24 protein-coding genes are annotated in these 25,123 nt (G+C 61.2%); 5 read left to right on the top strand and 19 right to left on the bottom strand.

Going from position 1 to position 25,123, the window contains the following annotated elements; genetic code table 11:
• Positions 1 to 2 precede the first annotated feature (2 nt).
• From B0G82_RS25610 to B0G82_RS25575, 8 genes are all read right to left on the bottom strand, one after another.
• Positions 3 to 1,643: an AMP-binding protein gene (locus tag B0G82_RS25610; RefSeq protein ID WP_121309467.1), complete on the bottom strand. Its 1,641-nt coding sequence runs from the start codon at positions 1,641 to 1,643 to the stop codon at positions 3 to 5.
• A gap of 71 nt (positions 1,644 to 1,714) precedes the next feature.
• Positions 1,715 to 2,110 (bottom strand): RidA family protein, encoded by a 396-nt coding sequence (locus tag B0G82_RS25605; protein WP_121309466.1) that lies wholly within the window; start codon positions 2,108 to 2,110, stop codon positions 1,715 to 1,717.
• Positions 2,107 to 2,550 (bottom strand): thioesterase family protein, encoded by a 444-nt coding sequence (locus B0G82_RS25600; protein WP_121309465.1) that lies wholly within the window; start codon positions 2,548 to 2,550, stop codon positions 2,107 to 2,109. The genes B0G82_RS25605 and B0G82_RS25600 overlap by 4 nt, the downstream gene beginning before the upstream one ends.
• Positions 2,547 to 3,755 (bottom strand): acyl-CoA dehydrogenase family protein, encoded by a 1,209-nt coding sequence (locus B0G82_RS25595; RefSeq protein ID WP_121309464.1) that lies wholly within the window; start codon positions 3,753 to 3,755, stop codon positions 2,547 to 2,549. Before B0G82_RS25595 ends, B0G82_RS25600 begins: the two co-directional genes overlap by 4 nt.
• Position 3,756: 1 nt before the next feature.
• Positions 3,757 to 4,608, bottom strand: a complete 852-nt coding sequence (locus B0G82_RS25590) for an enoyl-CoA hydratase family protein (RefSeq protein ID WP_121309463.1) — start codon at positions 4,606 to 4,608, stop codon at positions 3,757 to 3,759.
• 27 nt (positions 4,609 to 4,635) lie between these two features.
• A complete protein-coding gene (locus B0G82_RS25585; RefSeq protein ID WP_116146447.1) occupies positions 4,636 to 5,196 on the bottom strand; it encodes a MarR family transcriptional regulator in 561 nt (186 codons plus the stop codon).
• Complete coding sequence (locus B0G82_RS25580) at positions 5,193 to 5,966, bottom strand: SDR family NAD(P)-dependent oxidoreductase (RefSeq protein WP_116146445.1); 774 nt, start codon at positions 5,964 to 5,966, stop codon at positions 5,193 to 5,195. The genes B0G82_RS25585 and B0G82_RS25580 overlap by 4 nt, the downstream gene beginning before the upstream one ends.
• A complete protein-coding gene (locus B0G82_RS25575) occupies positions 5,963 to 8,335 on the bottom strand; it encodes a bifunctional salicylyl-CoA 5-hydroxylase/oxidoreductase (protein WP_121309462.1) in 2,373 nt (790 codons plus the stop codon). The genes B0G82_RS25580 and B0G82_RS25575 overlap by 4 nt, the downstream gene beginning before the upstream one ends.
• Before the next feature lie 280 nt (positions 8,336 to 8,615).
• Here B0G82_RS25575 and B0G82_RS25570 point away from each other — a divergent pair, with 280 nt between their 5' ends.
• Positions 8,616 to 9,914: an MFS transporter gene (locus B0G82_RS25570; protein WP_121309461.1), complete on the top strand. Its 1,299-nt coding sequence runs from the start codon at positions 8,616 to 8,618 to the stop codon at positions 9,912 to 9,914.
• 45 nt (positions 9,915 to 9,959) lie between these two features.
• Positions 9,960 to 10,739: a substrate-binding domain-containing protein gene (locus B0G82_RS25565; RefSeq protein WP_116146434.1), complete on the top strand. Its 780-nt coding sequence runs from the start codon at positions 9,960 to 9,962 to the stop codon at positions 10,737 to 10,739.
• Positions 10,740 to 10,754: 15 nt separating this feature from the next.
• Here B0G82_RS25565 and dctA read toward each other — a convergent pair whose 3' ends face one another.
• The 4 genes from dctA to B0G82_RS25545 form a co-directional block, all read right to left on the bottom strand.
• Complete coding sequence (gene dctA / locus B0G82_RS25560; protein WP_121309460.1) at positions 10,755 to 12,056, bottom strand: C4-dicarboxylate transporter DctA; 1,302 nt, start codon at positions 12,054 to 12,056, stop codon at positions 10,755 to 10,757.
• Positions 12,053 to 12,982 carry a LysR family transcriptional regulator gene (locus B0G82_RS25555; protein ID WP_121309459.1) on the bottom strand — a complete coding sequence of 310 codons (930 nt, stop codon included), beginning with the start codon at positions 12,980 to 12,982 and terminating at the stop codon, positions 12,053 to 12,055. Before B0G82_RS25555 ends, dctA begins: the two co-directional genes overlap by 4 nt.
• Positions 12,983 to 13,383: 401 nt before the next feature.
• The gene (locus B0G82_RS25550) at positions 13,384 to 14,481 is read right to left on the bottom strand and encodes a beta-propeller fold lactonase family protein (protein ID WP_121309458.1); all 1,098 of its coding nucleotides are present in this window, start codon (positions 14,479 to 14,481) and stop codon (positions 13,384 to 13,386) included.
• A gap of 136 nt (positions 14,482 to 14,617) precedes the next feature.
• Positions 14,618 to 16,171, bottom strand: coding sequence for a methyl-accepting chemotaxis protein (locus B0G82_RS25545; RefSeq protein WP_121309457.1), 1,554 nt, complete (start codon positions 16,169 to 16,171; stop codon positions 14,618 to 14,620).
• 148 nt (positions 16,172 to 16,319) lie between these two features.
• Between B0G82_RS25545 and B0G82_RS39825 the strand changes: the two genes are divergently transcribed.
• On the top strand, positions 16,320 to 16,493 hold the full coding sequence (locus B0G82_RS39825) for a hypothetical protein (RefSeq protein WP_158608192.1): 174 nt from the start codon (positions 16,320 to 16,322) through the stop codon (positions 16,491 to 16,493).
• Position 16,494: 1 nt separating this feature from the next.
• Here the strand turns inward: B0G82_RS39825 and B0G82_RS25540 are convergent, their stop codons facing one another.
• The 4 genes from B0G82_RS25540 to B0G82_RS25525 all read right to left on the bottom strand — a co-directional run bounded on the left by B0G82_RS25540 (position 16,495) and on the right by B0G82_RS25525 (position 20,880).
• Positions 16,495 to 17,808 (bottom strand): MFS transporter, encoded by a 1,314-nt coding sequence (locus B0G82_RS25540; protein ID WP_241974835.1) that lies wholly within the window; start codon positions 17,806 to 17,808, stop codon positions 16,495 to 16,497.
• Positions 17,809 to 18,015: 207 nt separating this feature from the next.
• Positions 18,016 to 18,549 (bottom strand): GNAT family N-acetyltransferase, encoded by a 534-nt coding sequence (locus tag B0G82_RS25535; RefSeq protein WP_121309456.1) that lies wholly within the window; start codon positions 18,547 to 18,549, stop codon positions 18,016 to 18,018.
• 106 nt (positions 18,550 to 18,655) lie between these two features.
• On the bottom strand, positions 18,656 to 19,132 hold the full coding sequence (locus B0G82_RS25530; protein ID WP_241974834.1) for a GNAT family N-acetyltransferase: 477 nt from the start codon (positions 19,130 to 19,132) through the stop codon (positions 18,656 to 18,658).
• Positions 19,133 to 19,197: 65 nt separating this feature from the next.
• Positions 19,198 to 20,880 carry a GGDEF and EAL domain-containing protein gene (locus tag B0G82_RS25525; RefSeq protein WP_121309455.1) on the bottom strand — a complete coding sequence of 561 codons (1,683 nt, stop codon included), beginning with the start codon at positions 20,878 to 20,880 and terminating at the stop codon, positions 19,198 to 19,200.
• 799 nt (positions 20,881 to 21,679) lie between these two features.
• On the opposite strand from B0G82_RS25525, the gene B0G82_RS25520 reads away from it, so the two are divergent.
• Entirely contained in the window at positions 21,680 to 22,447 is a 768-nt protein-coding gene (locus tag B0G82_RS25520; protein ID WP_121309454.1) for a hypothetical protein, read from the top strand.
• Between the two features lie 159 nt (positions 22,448 to 22,606).
• On the top strand, positions 22,607 to 23,062 hold the full coding sequence (locus B0G82_RS25515; protein ID WP_116146423.1) for a hypothetical protein: 456 nt from the start codon (positions 22,607 to 22,609) through the stop codon (positions 23,060 to 23,062).
• A gap of 22 nt (positions 23,063 to 23,084) precedes the next feature.
• Here the strand turns inward: B0G82_RS25515 and arsC are convergent, their stop codons facing one another.
• Genes arsC through B0G82_RS25500 form a run of 3 tightly spaced genes read right to left on the bottom strand, consistent with a single transcriptional unit; the run spans position 23,085 to position 24,912 of the window.
• A complete protein-coding gene (gene arsC, locus B0G82_RS25510; RefSeq protein WP_121309453.1) occupies positions 23,085 to 23,507 on the bottom strand; it encodes an arsenate reductase (glutaredoxin) in 423 nt (140 codons plus the stop codon).
• Positions 23,504 to 24,589 carry an ACR3 family arsenite efflux transporter gene (gene arsB / locus B0G82_RS25505; protein ID WP_121309452.1) on the bottom strand — a complete coding sequence of 362 codons (1,086 nt, stop codon included), beginning with the start codon at positions 24,587 to 24,589 and terminating at the stop codon, positions 23,504 to 23,506. Before arsB ends, arsC begins: the two co-directional genes overlap by 4 nt.
• The gene (locus tag B0G82_RS25500) at positions 24,586 to 24,912 is read right to left on the bottom strand and encodes a metalloregulator ArsR/SmtB family transcription factor (RefSeq protein ID WP_121309451.1); all 327 of its coding nucleotides are present in this window, start codon (positions 24,910 to 24,912) and stop codon (positions 24,586 to 24,588) included. The genes arsB and B0G82_RS25500 overlap by 4 nt, the downstream gene beginning before the upstream one ends.
• Positions 24,913 to 25,123 lie beyond the last annotated feature (211 nt).

Raw genomic sequence — 25,123 nt, 5'->3', positions numbered from 1 at the left:
GGCTATGCCATGGTACGCAACTCGAAACGTTTGAGCTTGCCGGTTTCGGTGCGCGGCAATGAATCGACGAAAACGATGACGCGGGGATATTTATACGGCGCCACGCTATTTTTCACGAAATCCTGCAGTTGCGCGACCAGTTTGTCGTCGCGCTCGTAACCGGGATTCACCACGACGAATGCCTTGACGATCTGCCCGCGAGTTTCGTCCGGCACGCCGATCACGCCGCATTCGGACACTGCGTCGTGTTGCAGCAGGACACTCTCCACTTCGGGCCCGGAGATGTTGTAGCCGGCGGAGACGATCATATCGTCGGCGCGCGCCTGGTAGAACACGTAACCGTCTTCGTCGAGATAGACGGAATCGCCTGGCAAGTTCCAGCCTTCGCGCACGAACTTCTTCTGCCGCTCGTCGGCGAGATAGCGGCAGCCGGTCGGGCCGCGCACCGCCAGTTTGCCGATCGTACCTGGCGCGACCGGCCGCATGTCGTCGTCCACCGCTTGCACGGCGTAACCCGGCACCGCACGGCCGATGGCGTTCGGGCGAATCTCGTCGCCCTGAGCCGAAATGAAAATGTGGATCAACTCCGTGCCGCCAATACCGTCGATCATGTCGATGCCGGTCGCGTCGCGCCATAAACGCCGCGTCGAATCCGGCAACGCCTCACCCGCCGACACGGTTTTCTTCAACGAGGAGACATCGTGGCGCGCAACGAGCGGCGCCATCTGCCGATAGAACGTCGGCGCAGTGAACATGACGGTCGCATGAAAACGTTCGACGGTCTGCAGCAAAGTCTCAGGCGTGAGCTTCTCAATCAGCACTGTGGACGCGCCCACTCGCAACGGAAAACACAGCAAGCCGCCAAGTCCGAACGTGAACGCGAGTGGCGGCGTGCCGCAAAAGATATCGTTCGACGTGGGCTTGAGCACGTGACGCGGAAACAGATCGCACATTGCCACCACATCGCGATGAAAGTGCATGCAGCCTTTCGGCGCGCCGGTCGTGCCGCTGGTGAAGGCGATCAGGCAGACGTCGTCAGCGGCGGTGTCGCACGCGGTGAAGTGGTCGGGCTTGTTGATCGCGAGCGTATCGAGGGAATCAGCGGCGTCGTCGTGGAAGAGGCGGGTTTGCTTCAAGCCCGCGCAGTAAAACTCGTCTTCTGGATCGCTGCAACGCGCGAGTTCGGCGGTCAGGCGCGCGTCGCACAACGCCGCGCCAACTTGCGCTTTCTCGATGATCTGCTTCAACTCCTTGGCGCGCAAAAGCGGCATGGTCGGCACCACGACGAGCCCAACCTTCAGCGCGGCGAGTGCGGTCACGGCCATATGCAGCGTGTTCGGGCCGCGCAGTAAAACGCGGTTGCCGGGCTGCAGTCCCATTTCGTCGACCAGCACGTGCGCGCTGCGATTCACGAGCGCCAGCAGTTCGCCGTAAGTGGTGGCGCGCGGTGTTCCGTCGACATCGGACCAGATTGCCGGATCATCGCGGTGACCTGCATCGATGGTTCTGTCGAGCAACTCCGTGGCGCAGTTCAAGCGCGCCGGGTACGCGACGTCCGGGTGGTCGAGCAGAAAGACGGGCCATTGATCCTGCGGCGGAAGATTGTCGCGCGCGAAGGTATCGACGTGTGCTGACGGTTCCATCATGGTCTCCCGGGCGTTGAGCCGGCTAAATGCGCTTCGGTTGGCTTGGTGGCTTTTTTGAATGTGCTGCGCTAGTGCGGAATCACGGCGGTGCCTTCAATTTCAACTTTCGCTTCATCTTCGATGAGCGCAACCACTTGAACCGCGCTCATCGCAATGTCGTAGTCGCCGATCAACTCGCGAAACGCACGGCCGATGTCTTTCAGCGACGCGAGATATTCGCGTTTGTCGGTGACGTACCACGTCAATCGCACCAGATGCTCAGGCTTGCCGCCCGCTTCATGCAAAACGGCGAGCACATTCTTGAGCGCCTGGATGGCTTGCGCGGCGAAGTCGGTGGTCTGGAAACGCGCCTGTTCGTCCCAGCCGATCTGACCGGCAATGAACACCTGCGTGCCGGTTGCCGCGACGCCGTTAGCGTAACCACGCGGCTTGACCCAGCCAGCGGGGAGAAGAGCTTTTTTCATGAGCGATGCGCCTCAGTGGAGTCGGGCTGTGGGGCGAACGTCGCGAGGGCGCTCGCGATGTCGGCGGGAATGTCGATGGATGTGCCGCGCTCGAGCGACGTCGTGACGAGCACCTGCTTCGCGCGGAAACGCGTTTCCCCGTTGCAATGACCGACAATATCGACGCTGACCGAACGCCGCCCGATCGCTGTAACGTTAAGGGTCAGGCTGATGGTTTCGCCCATCTGGCTCGGCCGTGAAAACTCGCAATCGAGTTTGACGATCGGCAAACCGAGGCGGCGTTGCGAGATCATGTGCGCGTAGTCGATATGCAGGCCTTCGTTGAACCAGTCTTCGACCAGCGCGTTGGTCATCACCAGATATTGCGGGAAGAACACGATGCCCGCCGGATCGCAGTGCGAGAAACGGATGCGCACGGGCCGTTCGAAAGACGCGCTCATTTGGCGTTGTCTCCGGCAGTCGCGGCAGCGTGCGCTTTCAACAGATCGCGTCCGATAATCAGTTGCTGCACTTCGGTCGCGCCTTCGTAAATGCGCAGCGCTCGAATCTCGCGATACAGCATTTCGACGGCCGTGCCGCTTTGCACGCCCATGCCGCCGTAGAGTTGCACGGCAGCGTCGATCACCTGTTGCGCGCCTTCGCTTGCGTGCCACTTTGCCATCGCGGCTTCGCGCGTGACGCTTTCGCCTTGATCGCGCAGCCACGCGGCGCGGTAGACCAGCAACGCGCTGCTGTCGATGGTCAACGCCATCTGCGCGAGTTTGGCTTGCGTCAGTTGAAAATCGCCGAGCGTCTGGCCAAACATCTTGCGCGACGCGGCGCGGGAAATACCTTCCGCCATCGCATGACGCGCGAAGCCGAGCGATGCGGCCGCCACGGACGTGCGGAAAATATCCAGCGTGCGCATGGCGAGCTTGAAACCTTCGCCGGGCACGCCGAGCATCTGGCTGCGCGGCACGCGCGCGCCGGCAAAGTGCAAACGTGCGAGCGGATGTGGCGCGATCACGTCGATGCGTTCCGCGATCTCGAGTCCCGGCGTATCCGCATCGACAACGAATGCACTGATGCCGCGCGCGCCCGGCGCTTCACCGGTTCTCACGAACACCACGTAGAAATCGGCGATGCCGCCGTTGGAGATCCACGTCTTGTCGCCGTCGAGCACGTAGGCGTCGCCGTCTTCGCGGGCGGAGAGCGCCATGGCGGCGACATCGGAGCCGGCTTCGGGTTCGGACAGCGCGAACGCCGCGAGCGCCGTGCCGTTAGCGACGCGAGGCAGATAGCGGGTCTTTTGTTCGTGCGTGCCGCCGAGCGAGATCGCGCCCGAACCGAGTCCTTGCATGGCCAAAGCGAAGTCCGCGAGGCCGGAGTGTTTGGCCAGCGTTTCGCGCAGCAGGCAAACGGCGCGCGTGTCGATCGTGTCACCGTGGCCGCCGTATGCGACGCCGCCCACGCCATATTTCAGCCAGCCCGCCGCGCCGAGTTCACGCACCAGGTGACGACAGGTTGCGTCGACATTCTTGTGGTCTTCGTGCTTGAGCTTCTCGCGGCACCATGCTTCGATACCTGCAGCCAGCTCGCGATGACGCGGCTCGAAGAATGGCCACGCCAGCGCGCTATGCAGATCCAGTTCGGTGTTAGCGCTCAACTCAATCTCCTTCGAACACCGGACGCGATTTCGCGGCAAACGCACTGTAAGCGCGCTCAAAATCACGAGTGCTCATGCAGATGGCCTGGGCTTGCGCTTCCGATTCGATCGCTTCGTCGATACTCATGCTCCATTCCTGATGCAGCATCTTCTTGGTGATGCCGTGCGCGAAAGTCGGACCGGCGACGAGATCGGCGGCGAGCTTGTGCGCTTCTTCGAGGAGCGCGGCGGGTTCGCACAGCCGGTTGTAGAAGCCCCACGCGTGGCCTTCTTCGCCGCTTGCCGAGCGTCCGGTGAAGAGCAGTTCGGCGGCGCGTCCCTGGCCGATGATGCGCGGCAGAATCGCGCAGGCGCCCATATCGCAACCGGCGAGACCGACGCGCGAGAACAGGAAAGCGAGCTTGCTGCGCGCGGTGCCGAGCCGCATGTCGGACGACATGGCGAGAATCGCGCCGGCGCCGGCGCAGACGCCGTCGACCGCGGCAATTACCGGCTGCGGGCAATGGCGCATGGCTTTCACCAGATCGCCGGTCATGCGCGTGAAGAGCAGCAGTTCAGGCATCGGCAGATCGATCAGCGGCGCGATGATGTCGTGCACGTCGCCGCCGGAGCAGAAGTTGTCGCCCGCGCCGTGAATCACGACAGCTTTGACGTCGGTCGCATACGTCAATTGCCGGAAGAGATCGCGCAACTCCGCGTACGACTCGAAAGTCAGCGGGTTCTTGCGCTCGGGGCGATTCATCGTGATCGTCGCGACCTTGCCGGCGACCTGCCAACCGAAGTGCCGCGCTTCGTAGCCGGCTAGCGTGAGGCGATTGCCGGCCAGCAAGGCGTCGGCGTTGGATCGTGTCATGAGTCTCTCTCCGCGGTTCGATGCCGATCAGTCTTTCAGACTGTCGAGTAGATGTTGCTTGAGTTTGCCCAGGCGCTGATGAGTGCGCGATTTTTCATCGAGGCTCAAACCGCCGAACAGTTCGACTACCCATTGCTCGTGTGCGATCGCCATCTTGTCGAACGCTTTGCGTCCGGCGGGCGTCAGGCACACGCTGATCGAGCGTCGATCGTTCGGATCGTTGTCGCGCGACACCAGGCCTTCTTTTTCGAGCTGATCCGTAATACCGGTGATGTTGCCGCCTGTCACCATCAAACGACGCGACAACTCGGTCATCTTCAGGCCTTCGGGATGTCGTTCCAATTGGGCCATCAGATCAAAACGCGGCAACGTGGTGTCGAATTCGTTGCGCAGACGCTTGCGCAATTCCGCTTGCACAAGGTTGGTCGTGGTCAGCATGCGCAGCCACAGACGCAGGCCCATGTGGCTATCCGCGCCCGTGCTCATTTCGAGGTCCACGACGTTCTCCGCGGGTTTCGGCACGCCTTTGCGCGGCGGCTTCGTTTCAGCCGCCGCCGTGGGCTTTTTGATGTTGGATGACTTGGTCACATCACTTCTCCACCAGAGATGGAAATGGATTGCCCCGTGACGGCGTCCGAGCCGGGTTGGCAAAGCCAGAGGACGGCATTGGCAACCTGTTCCGGACTCACGAAGCGACGTTGCGGATTCGAGCGAAGCAAGGTTTCGCGCGCCTGCTGTTCGGTGCGCGAGGTCTTGCTGGTGATCTGTTCGAGCGATGCGTGCAGCAGTTCCGTTTCCGTGTAGCCGGGGCACACGGCGTTGACGGTGACGCCTTTCGTCGCGACTTCCAACGCGAGTGAGCGCGTGAGACCGATCACGCCATGTTTCGCGGCGCAATAGGCGGCGACGTACGCGTAGCCGATTTGTCCCGCCGTGCTGGCCACATTGATGATGCGTCCATGCCCGCGTTCGAGCATGCGTGGCAACACAGCGCGCGTGCCGAGGAAGACGCCGGTAAGGTTCACGTCGAGCATGCGCTGCCAGAGCGCCGTGTCGGTGTGTGTGAACGGCGCGGCTTGCGCCTGGCCCGCGTTGTTGATGAGGATGTCGACTTCGCCGGCTTCACCAAAAGCGCTTGCGACGGAGTCTTCCTGAGTGACGTCGACGCTAATGCAAGCGACGTCGCCCAGCGTCCGGCATTTCTCGCGCTGTACGTCGAGACGTTCCGCGTTGCGGCCCATCAACGTGACGCGCGCTCCGGCACGCAGCAGCGCTTCCGCGACGGCGGCGCCGATGCCGCTGCCGCCGCCAGTGACGACCGCGTGCTGTCCCGCGAGTGTCGAATTGAGGGTGTTCACACGGTTCCTTCGGCGCGTTGCGCGCGTTCTTGCGGCGACAGCCCCGCGTTTGCGGCGGCTTGAGCGCGCTCGCGTTCGAGGTTGCGTTCGAGTTGAGACTTCGCCGCGGTGTAGGGCTTCGGCCACATCACGTCGAAATAGCCGATCTTGGCCGCTTCGTTCAACGTCCACGAAGGATTCGCCAGATGCGGGCGCGCAATCGCGCACAGATCCGCGCGGCCTGCCGCGATGATGCTATTCACGTGATCCGCTTCGGAGATCGCGCCGACCGCGATCGTCGCGATACCCGCTTCGTTGCGCACGCGGTCGGCGAACGGCGTTTGGAACATGCGGCCGAAAACCGGTTTTTCTTCCTTGCTGACCTGGCCCGACGAGACATCGATCATGTCGGCGCCGGCCGCCTTGAAAGCCTCAGCGATCTTGACTGCGTCGTCGGGTGTCGTGCCGCCTTCGACCCAATCGTTCGCGGAGATGCGCACGGAAATCGGCTTGTCTTGCGGCCAGACCGCGCGGATCGCCTTGAAAACCTGCAACGGATAGCGCAGACGATTTTCCAGCGAGCCGCCGTAGTCGTCAGTGCGATGATTGGTGAGCGGCGACAGAAAGCTCGACAGGAAATAGCCGTGCGCGCAATGCAATTCGAGCCAGTCGAACCCTGCCTCCGCCGACATTTGCGTGGCGCGGACGAACTGCGCTTCGATTTCGCGCAGCTCGTGTTGCGTGGCTTCGCGCGACTGCTGGCTGACGCCGCGCAGATATTGTTGCGGCGACGCAGAGATGAGCGGCCAGTTGCCTTCCGCGAGTGGTTGATCGATGCCTTCCCACGAGACACGTGTCGAACCTTTCGCTCCCGAATGGCCGAGCTGGATTCCGATCTTCGCATCCGATTGACGATGCACCAGGTCGACGATGCGCTTCCATGCGGTGAGATGCTCCGGCGCATACATGCCGGGACACGCGGGCGTGATGCGCGCTTCGGGCGAGACGCAGGTCATTTCCGTCATGACCAGCCCCGCGCCGCCCATCGCGCGAGCGCCGAGATGCATCAGGTGATAGTCGCCCGCAATGCCTTCGACGGCGGAGTATTGCGCCATCGGCGAAACGACTACGCGGTTTTTTAGCGTCACGCCGCGCAACGTGAAGGGCGTGAACATGGGCGGGACGGAGTGCTTCTCGGGCGAGCGATTCACGCCGGAGCGCTGGGCGAGCCAGTCTTCGAAGCTTGATAGATACTGAGCATCGCGTTCACGCAGATTTTCGTGCGAGATGCGCTGTGAGCGCGTGAGCAGCGAATACGCGAACTGTTCCGGCTCGAACGACGTATAGCGGTCCACATGCTCGAACCATTCCGTCGAATTGCGCGCCGCGTTCTGAATACGCAATACGTCGATGCTGCGCACCTCGGTGTAATGCTTCAGCGCGGCGGCCAGATCACCCGGATGCGCGCCCATGCTGTTGGCGAGTTCGATCGAATCTTCAAGCGCGAGCTTGGTGCCCGAGCCTATCGAGAAATGAGCAGTGTGCGCGGCGTCGCCCATGAGGACGACTGGCGTTTGCGTGCCGTCAGCGTTGTTGCGCCAATGCACCCACTCGTCGTTGACGACACGCGGGAAGCGAATCCATTGCGACGAGCCGCGCAAATGCGCCGCGTTGGATAGCAGCGCATTGCCGTCCAGATACTTCGCGAACAGCTTTTCGCAAAAGGCGATGCTGTCCTCTTTGCTCATTTCGTCGAGGCCGGCGGCGCGCCACACGCGCTCCGGCGTTTCGACGATAAACGTGGAGGTCTGATCGTCGAAGCGATAAGCGTGCGCCTGGAACCAGCCGAATTCGGTTTCTTCGAAGGCGAACGTGAAGGCGTCGAAGAGTTTTTTGGTGCCGAGCCAGACGAAGCGGCAGTCGCGCATGTCGATGGCGGGCCGATAGGTGGCCGCGTACTTTTGACGGACTGCGCTGTTCGCGCCGTCGCAGGCGATGATCAGGTCGGCTTCGTAGACGCTGTCGTCCGTGACTTGGGTTTCGAAAACCAGCCTGACGCCCAGTTCTTCGCAGCGTGCCTGCAAGATATTCAGCAGACGTTTGCGGCCGATCCCGCAGAAGCCGTGACCCGACGAACGGATTTGCCGGCCGCGGAAATTGATCTCAATGTCGTCCCAGTGATTGAAGGCGTCGAGGATGGCATCGGCACTGGGGGCGTCGGCGGCGCGCAGATTGCCGAGCGTCTGGTCGGAGAAGACGACGCCCCAGCCGAAGGTGTCGTACGGACGGTTGCGCTCGACGACCGTGACATCGTAGGCCGGGTTCCGGCTCTTCATCAAAAGGCCGAAGTACAGACCGGCTGGGCCGCCACCAATGCAAACGATGCGCATGCTTGTTCCCCATGTGTGAACGCTGCTGACGGGGGTAATTTAGGCTTAGATAGTTTAGATGTCAACTAAATATGGGTGGGGAGGTGGCGGGGCGCCGCGGTGAGCCGAACGCCCGCATCCCGGCGCCGCTTCGTAGCTCGAGCGATTCGCCGACACTGATAACCAACGCACATTAATCGTTCCAAAAATAGCACTTATCGTTTCGCGCGGTTCGGGCGAATATTCGCCAAACAACAAAGCGCCCGAACACCGCAAGTTAAAAATCTCTGGAGACACCTCGATGCATCCCTCCTCACCCCCGCTGGCCCCCGGGCAATCGAAGGCTTCCGCCGTGCTGCGCGTGACGGCAGGCAACTTCCTGGAGCAGTTCGACTTCTTCCTGTTCGGCTTCTACGCCACGCAGATCGCCGCGGTCTTTTTCCCGGCGGGGAGCGAGTTCGCCTCACTGATGATGACGTTCGCAGTGTTTGGCGCAGGCTTCCTGATGCGGCCGCTCGGCGCGATCATCCTCGGCGCGTATATCGACGATGTCGGCCGCCGCAAGGGCCTGATTGTCACGCTGTCGATCATGGCGAGCGGCACCATCCTGATCGCGTTCGTGCCCGGCTATGCGACGATCGGACTGTTCGCTCCGGCCCTGGTTCTCCTTGGCCGTCTGCTGCAGGGCTTCTCCGCGGGTGCGGAACTGGGCGGGGTATCGGTCTATCTCGCAGAGATGGCGACGCCGGGCCACAAGGGTTTCTTCACGAGTTGGCAGTCGGCGAGCCAGCAAGTGGCGATCGTCGTCGCTGCGGCGCTCGGCTTCGCGCTCAATCATTGGCTGGACACGGCGGCGATCGCCGCGTGGGGATGGCGCGTGCCGTTCTTCGTCGGCTGCATGATCGTGCCTTTTATCTTCATCTTGCGGCGCAATCTTGAGGAAACGCAAGAATTCAAACAGCGCCAGCGTCGCCCGACCATGAAAGCAGTCTTTACGACGCTCGTGCAGAACTGGAATGTCGTGATCGCAGGCGTGCTGCTGGTCGCCATGACCACGACGAGCTTTTATCTGATCACGGTGTACGCACCGACCTTTGGCAAGACCGTCCTGCATCTGAGCACGGCCGATAGTCTGCTGGTCACGCTGTGCGTGGGCATCTCGAACTTCATCTGGCTGCCGATCGGCGGCGCGCTGTCGGACCGGATCGGACGCCGTCCGCTCCTTCTCGGAATGACGAGCCTAGCGATTGCGACCGCCTACCCCGCGCTATCGCTGCTGGCTCATGCGCCGAGCTTCGTCAACATGCTGCTTGTGCTGCTCTGGCTCTCGTTCATGTACGGCATGTATAACGGCGCGATGGTCGTCGCGCTCACCGAAGTGATGCCGGTCGAAGTGCGTGTTGCCGGATTCTCTTTGGCCTACAGCCTCGCGACGGCGGTCTTCGGCGGTTTCACGCCCGTTATCTCGACCGCGCTCATTCACATGACCGGCGATAAAGCCGCGCCGGGCTACTGGATGAGCTTTGCCGCGGTATGCGGGCTCGGTGCCACGCTCGCACTGTATCGGCGCCGTCGTGCTCCGCTGCATGCGGCTTCCTGAAGCATCGCTTCGCTCCTCGAACTTCATCCCGACGTTCATTCAACCATGAAATCCATCCTTCTGAAACTCTGCGCCACAGCGCTCCTCGGCGGCGCCGCCGCAGCGAACGTGCAGGCCGCCGAACTGCACGTGATGAGCTCCGGCGGCTTCACCGCCGCCTACAAGCTGCTCGGCCCGAAGTTCGCGGCGTCCACGGGCAACACGCTCGATACCGCGCTCGGACCGTCGATGGGCAAGTCGCCGGAGGCCATTCCGAACCGGCTTCAGCGCGGCGAGGCCGCCGACGTGGTGATCATGGTCGGCTATGCACTCGACGACCTCATCAAGCAGGGCAAGGTGATCCCCGATTCACGCGTGGAGCTCGCGGATTCTCGCATCGGAATGGTCGTGCGCGATGGCGCGCCGAAGCCCGACATCGGGTCAGAGGCGGCGCTCAAGGAAACCTTGCTGCATACCCGGTCGATCGCTTACTCGGATAGCGCGAGCGGTGTCTATATCGAGCGCGAGTTGTTCAAGCGTCTCGGCATCGAGGAGCAGGTGAAGAGCAAGGCGAAGATGATCCCGAAGATTCCGGTGGCGTCGGTGGTTGCGACCGGTGACTACGAAGTGGGATTTCAGCAGGTGAGCGAGTTGCTCCCGGTGAAGGGCGCGGCGTACGTCGGCAAGATTCCGGAGTCGATGCAGTCCGTCACGCGCTATGCGGCCGGCATCCCGGTCGGCGCGCAGCATCCGAAGGAAGCGAAAGCGCTGCTCGACTATCTCGCGTCGCCCGCCGTGCAGCCGGTGGTGACATCGACCGGGCTCGATTCCGTCGCCGCGCACTGAGACGACGGCAACGATTCAGCCCGGCAGGTCGGCGGGCTGATCGAAAGCCTCTTCGGGCTCGTGCGCCAGACTCAATGCGTTCTGCAGACGTGTTCGGTCGCAGGCGCGCTCCCACATCGATACGAAGATCACCGCGCAGGCGTTGCTGATAACGCTCGTCAGCGCACGCGCCTCGGACATGAAGCGATCGATGCCGACCAGCAGCGCGACGCCTGCCACCGGCAGATCGGGAATGACAGCGAGCGTCGCGACGAGCGCAACCAGTCCGCTGCCCGACACGCCCGCCGCGCCCTTCGACGTGATCAGCATGACCAGGAGCATCGTCGCGATCTGGCCGCTCGACAGGTGCACATCGCACGCTTGCGCGATGAACATCGAGGCGAGTGTCAGGTAGATCGCCGTGCCGTCGAGGTTGAAGGAATAGCCGGCAGGCAGCACGAGACCCACAATGCCCTTGTCGCAGCCAAGTGCTTCGAGCTTGACGATGAGACGGGGCAGCACCGGTTCGGTCGACGACGTCGCGAGCACGATGACGAGTTCCTCGCGAATGTAGCGCAGCAAACGCCAGAGGGAGAAGCGATGCAGGCGTGCGAGGGGACCGAGCACGCAGACCACGAACAGCAGGCACGCCGCATAGAACGACAACATCAGCATGCCGAGCGAACCGATCGAATGGATGCCGAAACGGCCCACAGTGAACGCCATCGCGCCGAATGCTCCGATCGGGGCTAGCCGCATGATCAGCGCGAGGATGCGGAACAGCACATGCGCGACGCTATCGATGAATTCCCGCACTCGCCGTCCGACGCTTCCGCCGGCGTTCAATGCGAAGCCGAACAGAAGGGCAAGCAGCAGGACCGGCAGAACCTCGCCTTTCTCGAAGGCGCCGACGAGCGTCTCCGGAATCAGATGCAGTGCGAATTCGACAAGCCCGTGCGGCTGCGTGCGCGTTGAATACTGCGCCAGGAAGGCCGTGTCCAGATGATGCGCGTCGATGTGCAAACCCGCACCCGGATGCAGCGCGAACGCGGTCGCAAGGCCCAGACCAAGCGCAACGATGGTAAGAGCGTAGAACAGCGCGAGCGCTTTCAGGATGATCCGGCCGATTTTCGAGCCGCTTGCAAGCGACGTGATGCCGGTGACGATCGTGCAAAAGACGATTGGCGCGATCATCATCCGAATCAGTGCGACGAAAGCATCGCTGAGCGGTTTGAGCGACGCGCCGGCCTGTGGCCAGAAGTGGCCGACGGTCATGCCGAGCGCCATTCCAACGAGGACCTGGACGTAAAGCAGCCGGAACGGCCCTGGCAGTGTCATGTCGAGGTCTTCTTCGCCGCGCGGGCCACGCCGCTGGGTTTCGCGTCGAGAATCATCTGATAGAACTGCTGCGCGGCCGGCGCGAGCGGACGCCCCCGGCGTCTGACAATGCCGACTCGCCTCGTCACGACCGGATCGACGAGCGGCACGCTGGTCAAAATCGGATGGCCCCGCATGGGCATTGCCATTGAAGGTACCGCTGCCACACCGAGTCCCGCTTCGATCAGGCCGAGCATGGTGGTGACATGGCGCGTCTCGCAGACGCTCGGCACTGCCGGCGCCACGTTGATCAACGCCTGATCGAGCAGCAGGCGGTTGCCGGAAGTCTTGTCCACGGAGACATATTCGTGTTCATAAAGCTCGCTCCAGGTCACCCGTTTTTTCCGGGCAAGGGGATGATCGCGACGGCACGCGGCGACGAACCGTTCCTGCAGCAGCACCTTGAACTCGACTTCGGTTTCCTGGCTGCCCATGAAGCTGACGCCGAAATCGGCTTCGCCGCTGATAACCGAGCCGAGCACTTCGTTGGCGCTCGAGTCCAGCAGCTTGACCCGGATGCGCGGATAGCGGCTGTGATAGGCGGCAACGACGCTTGGCAGGAAATAGTAGGCGACCGACGGCACGCATGCGATGGTGACATGACCGAGGCGGCTGCTGGAGACGTCGCGAATGCCGAGCAATGCGACATCGAGATCGTCGAGAAGCTGTTCCGCGCTTGGGGCGAACACGCGACCTGTGGTGGTGAGCGTCACGCTGCGGGTGGTCCGCTCGAAGAGCCGCACGCCGAGCGCCGCTTCGAGCTTTTCGATGCGCCGGCTCAGCGCCGGCTGCGAAATATTGACCGCCTCCGCTGCTTTGCGAAAGCTACCCAACTCCACGACGGCTCGAAACGCCTGCAGATCGTTCAGGTCGAAGTTGACACCCACGAGACATCCTCCGCATTGTCGATGTGGCTATTTTGCATGATGCGGGTGAAAGCGCCCATCGAGGACTACATTCGGTGGTTAGACCGCGAGGGGTTGGCGGAGTGGGGATCGAGGGGCGTCGTGTCGGTGGTTATTCGTGACCGAGAGGTGGGCGTCTCTTCGTGGCCGACGAACTGAGCTGGACGACGACTCGCTGAGGTCGTTGGAGTCATTCGAACATGAATGGCGGCCGTGCCCTTCCAGGCTTGTATCGGCCCGCCGCAGGTGGTCGGTCAATAACGCTGCACCGGTTCGCTATTCGCAATACGAGGCGTCTGGTCGAACCCGGGTCTACGTCCAGGCCGCCCCCGGTTCGCGCCGCCGTCAAACCCCGGGACTGCGCGGCGACCCCTCGCCAACCGTCAATTGGTACTCGTACCATCAAACTCGACGATTTCAACCCAGTTCGCTCCCTTACCCACCGGATACTGTCCAATCGCGCTCAGCGCACCGGACTTCCGGTCAATACGATAAGCGCCTAGATTCGCCGACAACTGACCGACCGCCAGCAGGTACGCGCCAGACGGATCGATATTGAACCCGCGCGGCTGCTTTTCAGTCTGGTACGTGCCGATACGCGTCAGCTTGCCCGAGCGCATGCTGACCTTATACGCGGCGAGCGTGCTGGACGTGCGCTCCGACGCATACAGAAAACGCCCGTCGGGAGTCAGGTGGAGATCGGCTCCCCACGGTTTGTCACCCGAGAAATCAGGCGGCAGGATGGAGATCGTCTGAATCGGCTTGACTGTGTCGCGGGTGCCATCGAAGGCGAGCACATGCAGTTTGCCGTCAAGCTCATCGATCAGATACGCGAACCGATGATCCGGCGAAAAGATGAAATGGCGCGGTCCCGATTTCGGTGGCAACGAATACGCGGGCGCGGCGTCCTCAGTCAACTGGCCGTTCGACGCGTCGAACTTGAGACGCAGCCAGGCATCCGAGCCGAGCACCGACGCGAACACGTAGCGATTGTCAGGCGCGTTGCGAATCGCGTGAGCCATTGGGCCCGTCTTGACGATCTGCTGCACTTCGCCGACCACCCCATCCGCACCGATCCGATTCACCGCCAGAAGGTTGCCGCCGTACGACGCGGAAAACAGGTAGCGGCCGTTCGCATCCGTCGAGACATACGCCATGCTTTCCGCGAGCGGCGCTCTGCCGAGTTCGATCAACCGGCCATCGAGCGGATTAACCGCAAAACTCACCACGCGATACGGCTGCGAGCGCAGCCCGGCATAAAGCCGGAGATGGTCGGGCGAAAACGCCATCGGCATCACCGTTGCGCCGACCGCCACGGTCTCCACGGCCGTCAGCGAGCCATTCGACTTGTCGAGGCTGAAAACAGAAATATCCTTGCTATCGGCATTCGATACGTATGCGTACGTTGCGGCCTGCGAGGCGCTGGACACCACAGCGGCCAACCCGATTGCCGCTACACCGAGAACACCTTTAACGTTCATGCTCACACTCCGGATACAAATGGTTGAAGTCGCCGAACGCCGCCGGCGCCCACCATCGGACGACGAACAGCGATGCGGCTTTACCTGGGAAACGGTTGCTTGATCGGCGACGGGCGTTGATCGTTCGCGCCGTCTGTCAACGGGCAAGACGAAACGCCGAGACAGCATCCGTCAGCAACTGCGCCTGCTGCTCGAGAGCGCTCGCGGCGGCGGCGGCCTCCTCGACGAGCGCCGCATTCTGTTGGGTCACCTGGTCCATTTGCGTCACCGCCTGGCCAACCTGTTCGATGCCAGTGCTCTGCTCGATCGTCGCCGCCTTGATCTCATTCATGATGGTGGCCACGCTGCGTACGGCGCCGACAATTTCCTTCATCGACTGCCCCGCCTGCGCGACCAGGTTATTCCCGTTCGCCACGTCCTCGACCGAGGCGCCGATCAAGGCCTTGATTTCACGAGCAGCGTCCGCGCTACGTAGCGCGAGACTGCGAACCTCGCTTGCGACCACGGCGAAACCGCGTCCCTGCTCGCCCGCCCGTGCCGATTCAACCGCTGCATTCAACGCGAGGATATTGGTCTGAAACGCAATACTGTCGATCATCCCGGTAATCTCGGCGATCCTGCGCGAGCTTTCGCTGATGGCACTCATCGTCTGGATGGCGCGCTCGACCACTTCGCCGCCGCCCTGCGCGACATCCGCGGCGCTCGAAGCCTGTGTGCTTGCCTGCTGCGCATTGTCCGCGTTCTGTTTGACGGTCGACGTCAGCTGTTGCATGCTCGCGGCGGTTTGTTCCAGCGCCGCAGACTGCTGCTCGGTGCGGCTCGACAGATCGAGGTTGCCCGCCGCGATCTCCCGCGCGCCACCATAAATCGCTTCGCAACTGTTGCGCACGTTTGCCACGGTCTGCGATAAGCCGCGCTGCATCCGCTGCATCGCTGCGAAAAGCTGACCGATCTCGTTACCGCTCGCTTCGGGGATGAGCGCCGTCAGATCGTTCGCCGCGATCTGATCGAGCAGGTCAGCGGCCTCCTTCAGCGGCGTCGTCACGATACGCCGCAGCGCGAAATGGGTGGCGACGATCAGCGCAAGCGCGCCGGCCATCCCGATAACGACCAGACTGACGACCCATTGATATTCGCGCTCGGCCTGCGCAATAGCATCGTTCGACAGCGTGTTCGCCATGCTCTGGAATTTCTCGACGTTCACCGAATACGCTGCGCCGGCCGCCGTAATGTCGCGATCGTTGATCGCGACATAGGCGTTCGTATCACCGGCACGCACGGCATCGACGGCTTTCTTCAGGATTGCCGCGAGATTGTTCGACGATTCGACCAACTGTTGTTTCAACCCGTCATCCTGACCACTAAAAGAGGCCGCATCACGAAACGACTGCGTTTCTGCGGCCGCCCGGTCCAGCGTCGTCCCGGCGCTTTTCAACGCCGAGTCTCGCGTCGCCTCGTCGTTGCGCTCCTTCAAGGCCGAATAGGCCCGTGTCAGCGCGGCTCGGGTGCGTGTGGAGTCCTTGTATCCGTCGTTGACAAGGATTTCCTGCGTCGCAATCTGATGAATGCGAGCAAGGTTGGCATTCGCCCGACTGAGCGTGGTGACGCCGAGCACCCCGCCAAACAAAATCATCGTGGCGAAAATCACGAAGATAGCAAGGAGGCTTTTTCGAACCGATACGTTCCGCATACCGCTTTTAGTCCATCGTTGTACGATGACTTGTTTACGGCAGACCGATCGATTTCCTTAGAAAAATAGACATTTCGACGGCCGTTCCTCTATTTTTGGCCGGGCGCGGCCGGTCGTCCGCTGGCCTCGATCGCCGGGGAGGGGCTAGTTGTACGATGACTTGTGCGCCGTAGAGTTGATTGAGCAATTTCGGGCAAAGGTCGCCCTTCATGGCGGGCTGCTGTCTCATGCGAACGCCATACATCGCGAGACCTCGCCCACGGCGATCGGCAACACGCAACCCCGGGCGGCCTGGCATTTCCTGAACGTTGCCGTGCCGTGATTTACGTGGTCTGTGTCGATTCGGGCACCACGGATGATGCGAATGCATGGGGATATTCGTGACGAAACCAGTCTTTCACCTGCTCGTGGTTGAGCGCAAAGAATTCGCGCGATCGCGGTATCAAGACAAAACCAAAAGCGAGCAGACAGGTGGCGAGACCGAAGCATGTATAGACCTTGCCTACTGCCCAATGCGTGAGCGCCGCACCTGCGATCATCGGACCAAGAATGCCCGCAATCTGCGTGGTCATCATGCTCGCAGCGAGAATGCGCACGCGGAAATTCTGCGGGATAGCCAACGAGCGGTGAGTCGCGCCGACGAGGCCCATCGATGCATTGGCGAAACCCACACACGTAAGCGTCAATACGAGAACGACAGGTGAATGCGCCCAGCCTGAAGCCGCGAGTGCCAGCCCTTCGCACATCGCGGCCCCCACCCGGACGTTGAATCGGCCGAAACGACTGACCAGTGCATCAGAACCACGAAAGCTTCCGAGTAGTAAACCTATGGATAAGGCCGCTTCGCAAACACCTAGCCACAGACCCGACAGCCCGAGCGATTGGACTTTGAGCGGGATCAGCATGCCGACTGCGGGGCCTTGGAATATCCAGACGAGGAAGTTTACGAGTGTCCAGCCGCGCTCCAACGGGACGATCCACTTAGCATGCAGCCCGGCGCGCAGGTCTTTCCACCAACGGGCGAGTCCGCGATGATGTTCGCGATGCTGAGATTGGGATGGAAGATGCAAAGTCACGTAAGCAGCGACGCCGAGCAGAATGCCGTTCATCCAAAATGTTGCAGCTATACCGCCCAAGGCCAGTGTCGCACCGGCCAATGCCGGCCCTAAGGCACGGCCAACTGCCTGCGTCGATTTACGAAGACGAAGCGCTTCGGCCAAACGATTCGCCGGAACAAGTTCAGCCGAAATGGTGGAGCTGGCCGGGTCGACGAAAGCTTTGGCTATGACACTGACCACGCCTATGCAGATGATGAGCATGAGTCGGTAGTCGGACAGCGAGGCGAGCGTCGCGAGGATGAAGGCGACGACCATCAGGGCGCACATACCCCATGCAATCTGCTGTCTCTTTGCGTAGCGATCGCCGAGTGGCGCAAGCAGTGGCATTGCAAAAATCGTGGTAATGGCGATGCTTACGCTGTAGATCGCCAAATCATGCGCGCCGCCCCGGTGAACGATCCACCAAGGGAGCGTGATATAGCCAACCATTTCTGCCAGGATCCTCATCAGATCGCTGAGAAGCAGACTGGCAAGAGGGACGCCGATCGAGCTTACGCGAGCCTTGATTTCCCGAATCACCGTCTTCCCCCTGTTGAGCTCGTGATGCTACCTCAACATTTTTCTCTCCGTTTAATGCTCGTCTCCAGAGGCCGACGTTTCACTAGTGGATGCCTTACCCGATTCACTCTGGCGACGCTTCGGGTCACGATTGCCGGCAATTCGCGGAGCTATGTCGACTGGTTGTTCATGGGGGCGGAGGTCGATGCGAAGGCCGAACCGAACCACCTATACGTCGTTCGTCACCGGCTGGCGAGGAATTCGGTAGACCACGGACATGTACTTCGGTGTCAGCCGGCTTTCCACAACGACACCTCCCAACGACTCGGCGATACGCCGACTGGGGCGGTTCTCTTCAGCAACCGGATAGGTGAAGCTTTCAGCGCCAATGGTTCGCGTTGCCCAGCGTGCAACTAGCGTTACAGCTTCACGACCAAAGCCATTTCGATGACGATCTTCACGAATCCAGATGCCGAGTTCCGGGCTCGCGGTATGTACGCGGTGAAGTCCGGCCAACCCAAGGAAACTCCCCTCAGCGCGTTGACGCACTGCGAATACATAGTCTGACCCATCGGCTATCGACGGTATCCAGGACCGCCAAACACCGTCAAAATCATCCCGGGATGCCGGCGGGTCCCATGCCATGTGACGGGTGAGCGAAGGGGTGATGCATGAAAACGTCGCATTGGCGTCGCTGGCCGAGAACGGTTTGATCAGGAGCCGGGTTGATTCAATCTGAATTTCCGTCGGCCGCAGCAGCATCTCAAGTCCTCCGTCGAGGTTTGTTTATATTCACCAATTAAAAATCATCTAGCGGACCTCCTGCCGCCTCGCTGCTGAAGCGACGGCGTTGTAAGCCCGGTGGTGTTCACTCGAGCTGGTTAAGCGTGATTGCCTTGGGCAATACCTTCGGTTCGACTCGCTGACGCACATAGTAGACATCCCACTCTCTTTCGTCCGTCTGTACGAATCCATAGCGCTGGTAGAAGCGGTTTGAATCACTGCCGCGCAAAGCACCGACCCGGATTGGCAGGCGTTGCGCGTCGGCGCGTGCGAACACGTCCCGCAAGACGGCCGCGCCGACTCCTTTCCCTTGATGCTCCGGCGGGATGTACAGGTGGTCGAGTAGCCAGTGGTCTGCCTGCGGGCGAATAAGGATAAAGCCCGACCGCACGCCATCGATCTCTATGAATCGACAAAGCGCAGGATCGAATGACGCCAGGAAGCGCTCGCGAGCACGCTGCGGATCGAAACGGCCGATACGCTCCACACTCTCGCGCATCGCGGCGATACGAATGGCGACCAACGTGTCCTTTGGTTGGCATTCGCCCGCATGCAGTGTCACGGACGCAGATGCCAGCGCTCGGCCCGAGCCTCGAGCAACGAGAGCGGCCGCCTGCGCGTTGACCGCTAGCGCGATCCGCCACGCGTGTCCTGCAACGACGAAATTCCAGCCGCCGGCACCGACCATGTCCCGGCGTAAGGTTTAATTCGCGCGGCCGGTACGGGCTTGCCAATGAAATATCCCTGCACGGCATCGCATCCAAGCTCGGTGACGAGCGCGAGTTGCATTTCGGTCTCGACGCCTTCCGCGACCGTTCTCATGCCCAGCGCGCGCGCAAGCGCCACCACCGCTTCGACCATCGCGCGCGCCCGGTGACAGGTCTCCTTCACGGAGAGCTCCTGCACGAACGACTTGTCGATCTTAATGCAGTCGACAGGTAGCCGTGCAAGGTATGCAAGGCTGGAGTAGCCGGTGCCGAAATCGTCGAGCGAGACGGTCACGCCGAGTTTTCGCACAGCCGAAAGCGCACGCGACGCGGCGGCGAAGTCGCTCATCACGGCGCTCTCCGTCACCTCGATTTCAAGTACGGAAGCGCCTACGCCGGCCGCCTCGGCCGCCTGCGAGACGAGTGCGGCGAGATCGCAGTTCTGGATCGTCGTGGCCGAAAGGTTGACAGCGACTTTGAACGGCCTGTGGTCGGTCGCCTGCCATTGCGCCGCCTGGCGGAGCGCGAGGCGAATTAGCCATTCGCCCGTTGCCTCATAGGCCGGCGATTCAAGCAGCACATCGAGAAAGTCGCCCGGGGCGAGCAGCCCCAGTTGCGGGTGGTTCCATCGCAGAAGCGCCTCCGCTCCGTAGATGCGGCCAGCATGCAGGTCCAGCTGCGGCTGGTAATGCAGTTCGAATTGGCGCGCGGCGCTGGCGCTCTCCAGATCCGCGCGCAGCCGCAGGCGATGCGCGAGGCGCTGCGCATCCTCCTGGCCAAACGACCACACTTGCGAACCTCCCGCGCGCTTCGCGTGATACATCGCGGTGTCCGCGTTACGCAGCAGCTCGGCCGCATTCGACGCTGACGCAGGGTAGCGCGCCACGCCGATGCTCGCGCCCAACGATGCCCGCACGCACGGCGTCTGAATCGGCTCGCGCAAACGTGCGATGACGTCGCGCGCCACGCTCGCGGCCTCGCCCTCGGGCGCGTCGACGATGAGAATCACGAATTCGTCGCCGCCAACGCGCGATGCATGGACGCGTTCGGTGACCATGTCCGAAAGACGCTCGCCGATGACACGCAGCACTTCATCGCCGGCCGCGTGGCCAAACGAATCGTTGATATCCTTGAAGCGGTCGAGGTCGATGAAAAGCAGATCGACGGAAGCGGCCCCGCCTTCATCGCCGAGATGGTTTAGGCGCAGCAGCAGTTCCCGCCGGTTGATCAGGCCGGTCAGTTCATCATGCGTGGCTTGGCGCGACAAGCGTTCAGAGGTCGCGCGCGCTTCGGTGACATCGCGAACCAGCACGATGACACCGCTGTCGCGCGGGAATGCCCGCACTTCAAACCAGGTGTTGAGCGGCGCATAGAAGTCAGTCGCGCTGCTGGGCATATGTGTCTCGGCCGCCTGCCGATAGGCTGTTTCGTAGCTCGACCCGATGAGGTCTGGGTATTCGGCCCAGATCTCGCGACCCAGCAGGTCCGCGGGCCGACGTTTCAGCAGCCGCGCGGCGGTCTCGTTAATGTTCTGAAACTTCCACTCCCGGTCGAGCGCCATGACGCCGTCCGTGATGTGATCGAGTATTTGAAAATCTTCCACGTCCTTGCCCCCTCGACATATCCGCAATCGCTACCAGCTTGTATCGTAAGATCAAATTGGGCAATTGAGAACTTAGATGTTTTCGGGCTCGCCACCTGCGGTGGCTGATCGAGCTTTCAGGTGTGGACGCCCGTCGGGCGAACCCGACTCACCACGGCCGTTTGACTTTCTCGAAAGCCGGCGATGACGCCAGGAGGCAAAATGTCGCACAACCACACGTCTTCGCAATCCGGCGGAGCCTTGGCATCTGAACAGTTCTCGGATTGTCCGTCAGCACTGCCTTAGCATGCCAATCGGCCACGCATTTTGTTTTTCAACCGCAGTGCGAAAATCAATGTGCACTACGGCAGGTGCTCGTCCCCGCCTGGGTCTGAACACGGTAAGCCGCTCGTCGCAGGTCAGTTGTCGGAAGCGCGTCGCTGTTAGCCGCATACAACGCTTCTCCGAATGACTACCATGCGGACGGCGACGAGCAGTATTGGACAGGGGCCAACGCGCGTTATCCGTCAGATGCGGTATACAAAGGCCGACAAAAAAGCAAGGACAACTGCGAGAAAAGCGACAACAATAGGAAACTGCTCCGAGCCATTTCCCGTTTCTCGAGGATGCCGGAAAAAATTGCAGTTCGAATTTCCGCTTTTGCGATGCTGAGCGGCGATTCGCTTCATAAAAACGGAGCTGTTGAAGGAGGCGCCAGATATCATTGCAGCCAATCGCAACCTGCTATCCGGGCAAGGTCGGAACGCATAGATTGATCGACCTGGCCCGGCAGACCAAACACAAGACAAGGAAGCAACCCATGCAGCAATTGGTCAGGCATCCAATCATCCTGTTCGTCATCTCCTTCGTGCTCATGTTCATGGCCGCATGGATTGGAAGCGGGTTTCTGCGCTCACGCATGCCAATCGATGAAGACACGCGCGACGACTTCAAGCTCGTCCAGTCGGCGACCTTGACATTGCTCGCGCTTGTCATCGGTTTCAGCCTGTCGATGGCGGTGGGCCGTTACGACCAGCGGAAGAACCTCGAAGAGGAAGAAGCCAACGCGATCGGAACCGAGTTCATTCGTGCCGACCTCCTGGCCTCAAGCGAAGCGGCCGAGATACGCTCGCTCCTCGCTCAATATCTGATGATGCGTGTCGAGTTCTACCAGACGCGCGATCTGCATCGGGTCGAGCAGATCAATACGGCCACCGCCGATCTGCAAAACAGGTTGTGGGCCGCTGCCAAGAGCGGCGCGGTCAAACAGCCCAACCCGCTAAGCGCACTCGTTGTCGCGGGTATGAACGACGTAATCAACGCCCAAGGCTACACGCAGGCGGCCTGGTGGAATCGCATCCCGGTGGCCGCGTGGATACTCATGATCATGATTGGATTGTTCGCCAATCTGCTCGTGGGATACGGAGTAGCACATACGGATGTGAAAAAGCGCTTCCTTCTGGTCATGCCGCTCACTGTGTCTCTCTCATTCCTGTTGATCGCGGACATTGATAGCCCGCGTAACGGTATTATCCGCGTCGCACCTCAAAATCTGCTCAGCACCGCACAGTCGTTACCTAAGCCTTAGCGCCCAAGGAGTTTCCGCCGAGTTAGCTGGAGTTGCCGGTAGCGAATTAAAGGAGGAACAGCAAGGCGAGTGACGTGACGTGGAACGCTCGGGCGGATCTGCGAACGCTTCCGGCGCGCGGCTATAATCGCGTTCGAACATGGCCAGAGGAAGTTACTCGTGAAAAAGATCGCCGCATTTGCGCTCGCCGCGCTTGTATTGACCGCTTGCTCGTCTGCCGAAAAGCGGGAGCAGCAGGAACAGAAGTTCCTCCACAACGAAACCAACCTTGCCGCCGCTCAACGCAATGCGGCAGTCGATTGCCAACCGGCGAACTGCGACGCCGCCTGGGCGCTGACGAAACGCTATATCGAGCAGCATTCCGATACGGCCGTTACGCGGGCGGACGCGGTCGCAATCGACACCGATGTGCCCGGTGGTTCGGGCAAGGTTGCCTTTTCCGCGACCCGCGCCGCAAAAGGTGCGGGTGCGACTTTGACGCTCTTCGCGCAATGCCGCGGTATGTACGGGCCGGAGAATGCGAAGGGTTCGGACTACGACGAGTGCGCCGAAAAAATCCTCAAGACGCAGAACGGCTATGTGGCGTTTCTCAGGTCACATGCGTCGGGTCAGTAACGGCCGGATTGTTCCTCCAGCATCAACGTACCCTTCGTCCGGTACTATCGATCACCTGTTCACCGTCCTCTTTTGCAAACGCGCGTTGCTGACCGGCGGGCAGGATGTCGAGCACGATTTCGGAAGGTCTGCATAAGCGCACGCCGAGCGGTGTGACGACAATCGGACGATTGATGAGGATTGGATGGGCCAGCATCGCCTCGAGTAACTGCTCATCGCTCAGGGTTGTATTAGCGAGGCCGAGTTGGTCATAGGGCGTGCCTTTTTCCCGTAGCGCGGTTCGCACGGTAAGGCCCGCGCGTTCGATCAGGTTCTTCAGCGTGTCCCGATCCGGCGGGCTCTTCAGATATTCGACGATCTCCGGCTCGATGCCGGCATTGCGAATCATCGCCAACGTGTTGCGCGAAGTGCCGCAATCCGGATTGTGATAGATCGTGACGCTCATACACGTTGTCCCTTCACGTTGTGTTTCGTCTCGTACCAGTGCTGCGAACGATTGACGACGCCGACCACCAGCAGCATTACCGGCACTTCGATCAGCACGCCGACAACGGTAGCCAGCGCGGCGCCCGAGTGGAATCCGAACAGACTGATCGCCGTGGCGACCGCCAGTTCGAAGAAATTGCTCGCGCCGATCAGGCTCGACGGACCCGCCACACAATGCGCAACGCCGAGCCGGCGATTCAGCAGATACGCAAGCCCGGAGTTGAAAAACACCTGAATCAGTATCGGCACCGCGAGCATGGCGATGACCAGCGGTTCGTCGACAATGGCTTGTCCCTGAAAGGCGAACAGCAACACCAGTGTGGCGAGCAGCGCACCGATCGAGTAGGGGCCGAGATGTGCGACGACCTGCTGGAAATAGGCGTCGCCCCTGGTCAGAAGACGCCGCCGCAGCAACTGGGCGAGGATGACCGGAACGACGATGTAGAGACCGACTGATGTGATCAACGTGTCCCATGGCACCGTGATGGCTGATAGACCCAGCAAAAGCGCGACCAGCGGCGCGAAAGCCACGATCATGATGGAGTCGTTCAGCGCCACTTGTGAGAGCGTGAAATACGGGTCGCCTTTGCAAAGCTGCGACCAGACGAACACCATGGCCGTGCAGGGTGCCGCGGCCAGCAGAATGAGGCCTGCGATATAGCTGTCGAGTTGAGCGGCGGGAAGCCACGGCGCGAAGACATGCCGGATAAAAATCCAGCCGAGCAGCGCCATTGAAAACGGCTTGACGAGCCAGTTCACGAACAGGGTGACGCCGATGCCGCGCCATTGGCTTTTCACCTGCGTCATGGCGGTGAAATCGATCTTGATCAGCATCGGGATGATCATCACCCAGATCAGCACGCCGACCGGAAGATTGACCTGCGCCACTTCCATACGGCCGATCGCCTGAAATGGCAGGGGCAGCCACTGTCCAAGTGCGACGCCGCATACGATGCACAGCGCGACCCACACGGTCAGGTAACGCTCGAAGAACCCAATCGCGGGCTGCGGGCCGCGAATCGTCTCGACAGTACTGGTCATTTTTCGCAGCAGCCCGGAAGATCCGTGACGCTGCACGTCGCGCCGGCACAGCAGTTTTCCGTGAGGAAGCCGATCAGATCCGTCATGGCATCGAAATTCGCCGAATAGATGACGAAGCGGCCGTCTTGCCGCGGCGTCACCAATTCAGCATGCGTCAGGTCTTTGAGGTGAAAGGACAGGCTGGACGGCGAGAGTCCGAGCTGTTGCGCGATTTCACCGGCCGCCACGCCGTCTTTTCCGGCGACAACCAGTAGGCGGAAAATCGCCAGGCGAGATTCATGAGCGAGTGCGCCAAGCGCGCGTACCACGAGGTTCGAGTTCATGACCGAACGATACGCCCTTCGCTTTTATATTTCAAGTATTGTTGAAATGACGGCGGGAGCTTCGCGGTTGAAGCGGATCACATGAAGGGTGCTTTCTAATTGAATTTTGCGGGCGCTGATCGGTTTTATCCTCACAGGATGCCCCTGCGATGCACGCTCGACTTAACCGAGATTGCATTTGGTCTCCGCGCGAACCATACTTGTTTTTTCC

The organism is Paraburkholderia sp. BL17N1, from assembly GCF_003634175.1.
Lineage (GTDB): Bacteria > Pseudomonadota > Gammaproteobacteria > Burkholderiales > Burkholderiaceae > Paraburkholderia.
This window is presented reverse-complemented; position numbering and strand designations above follow the sequence as displayed.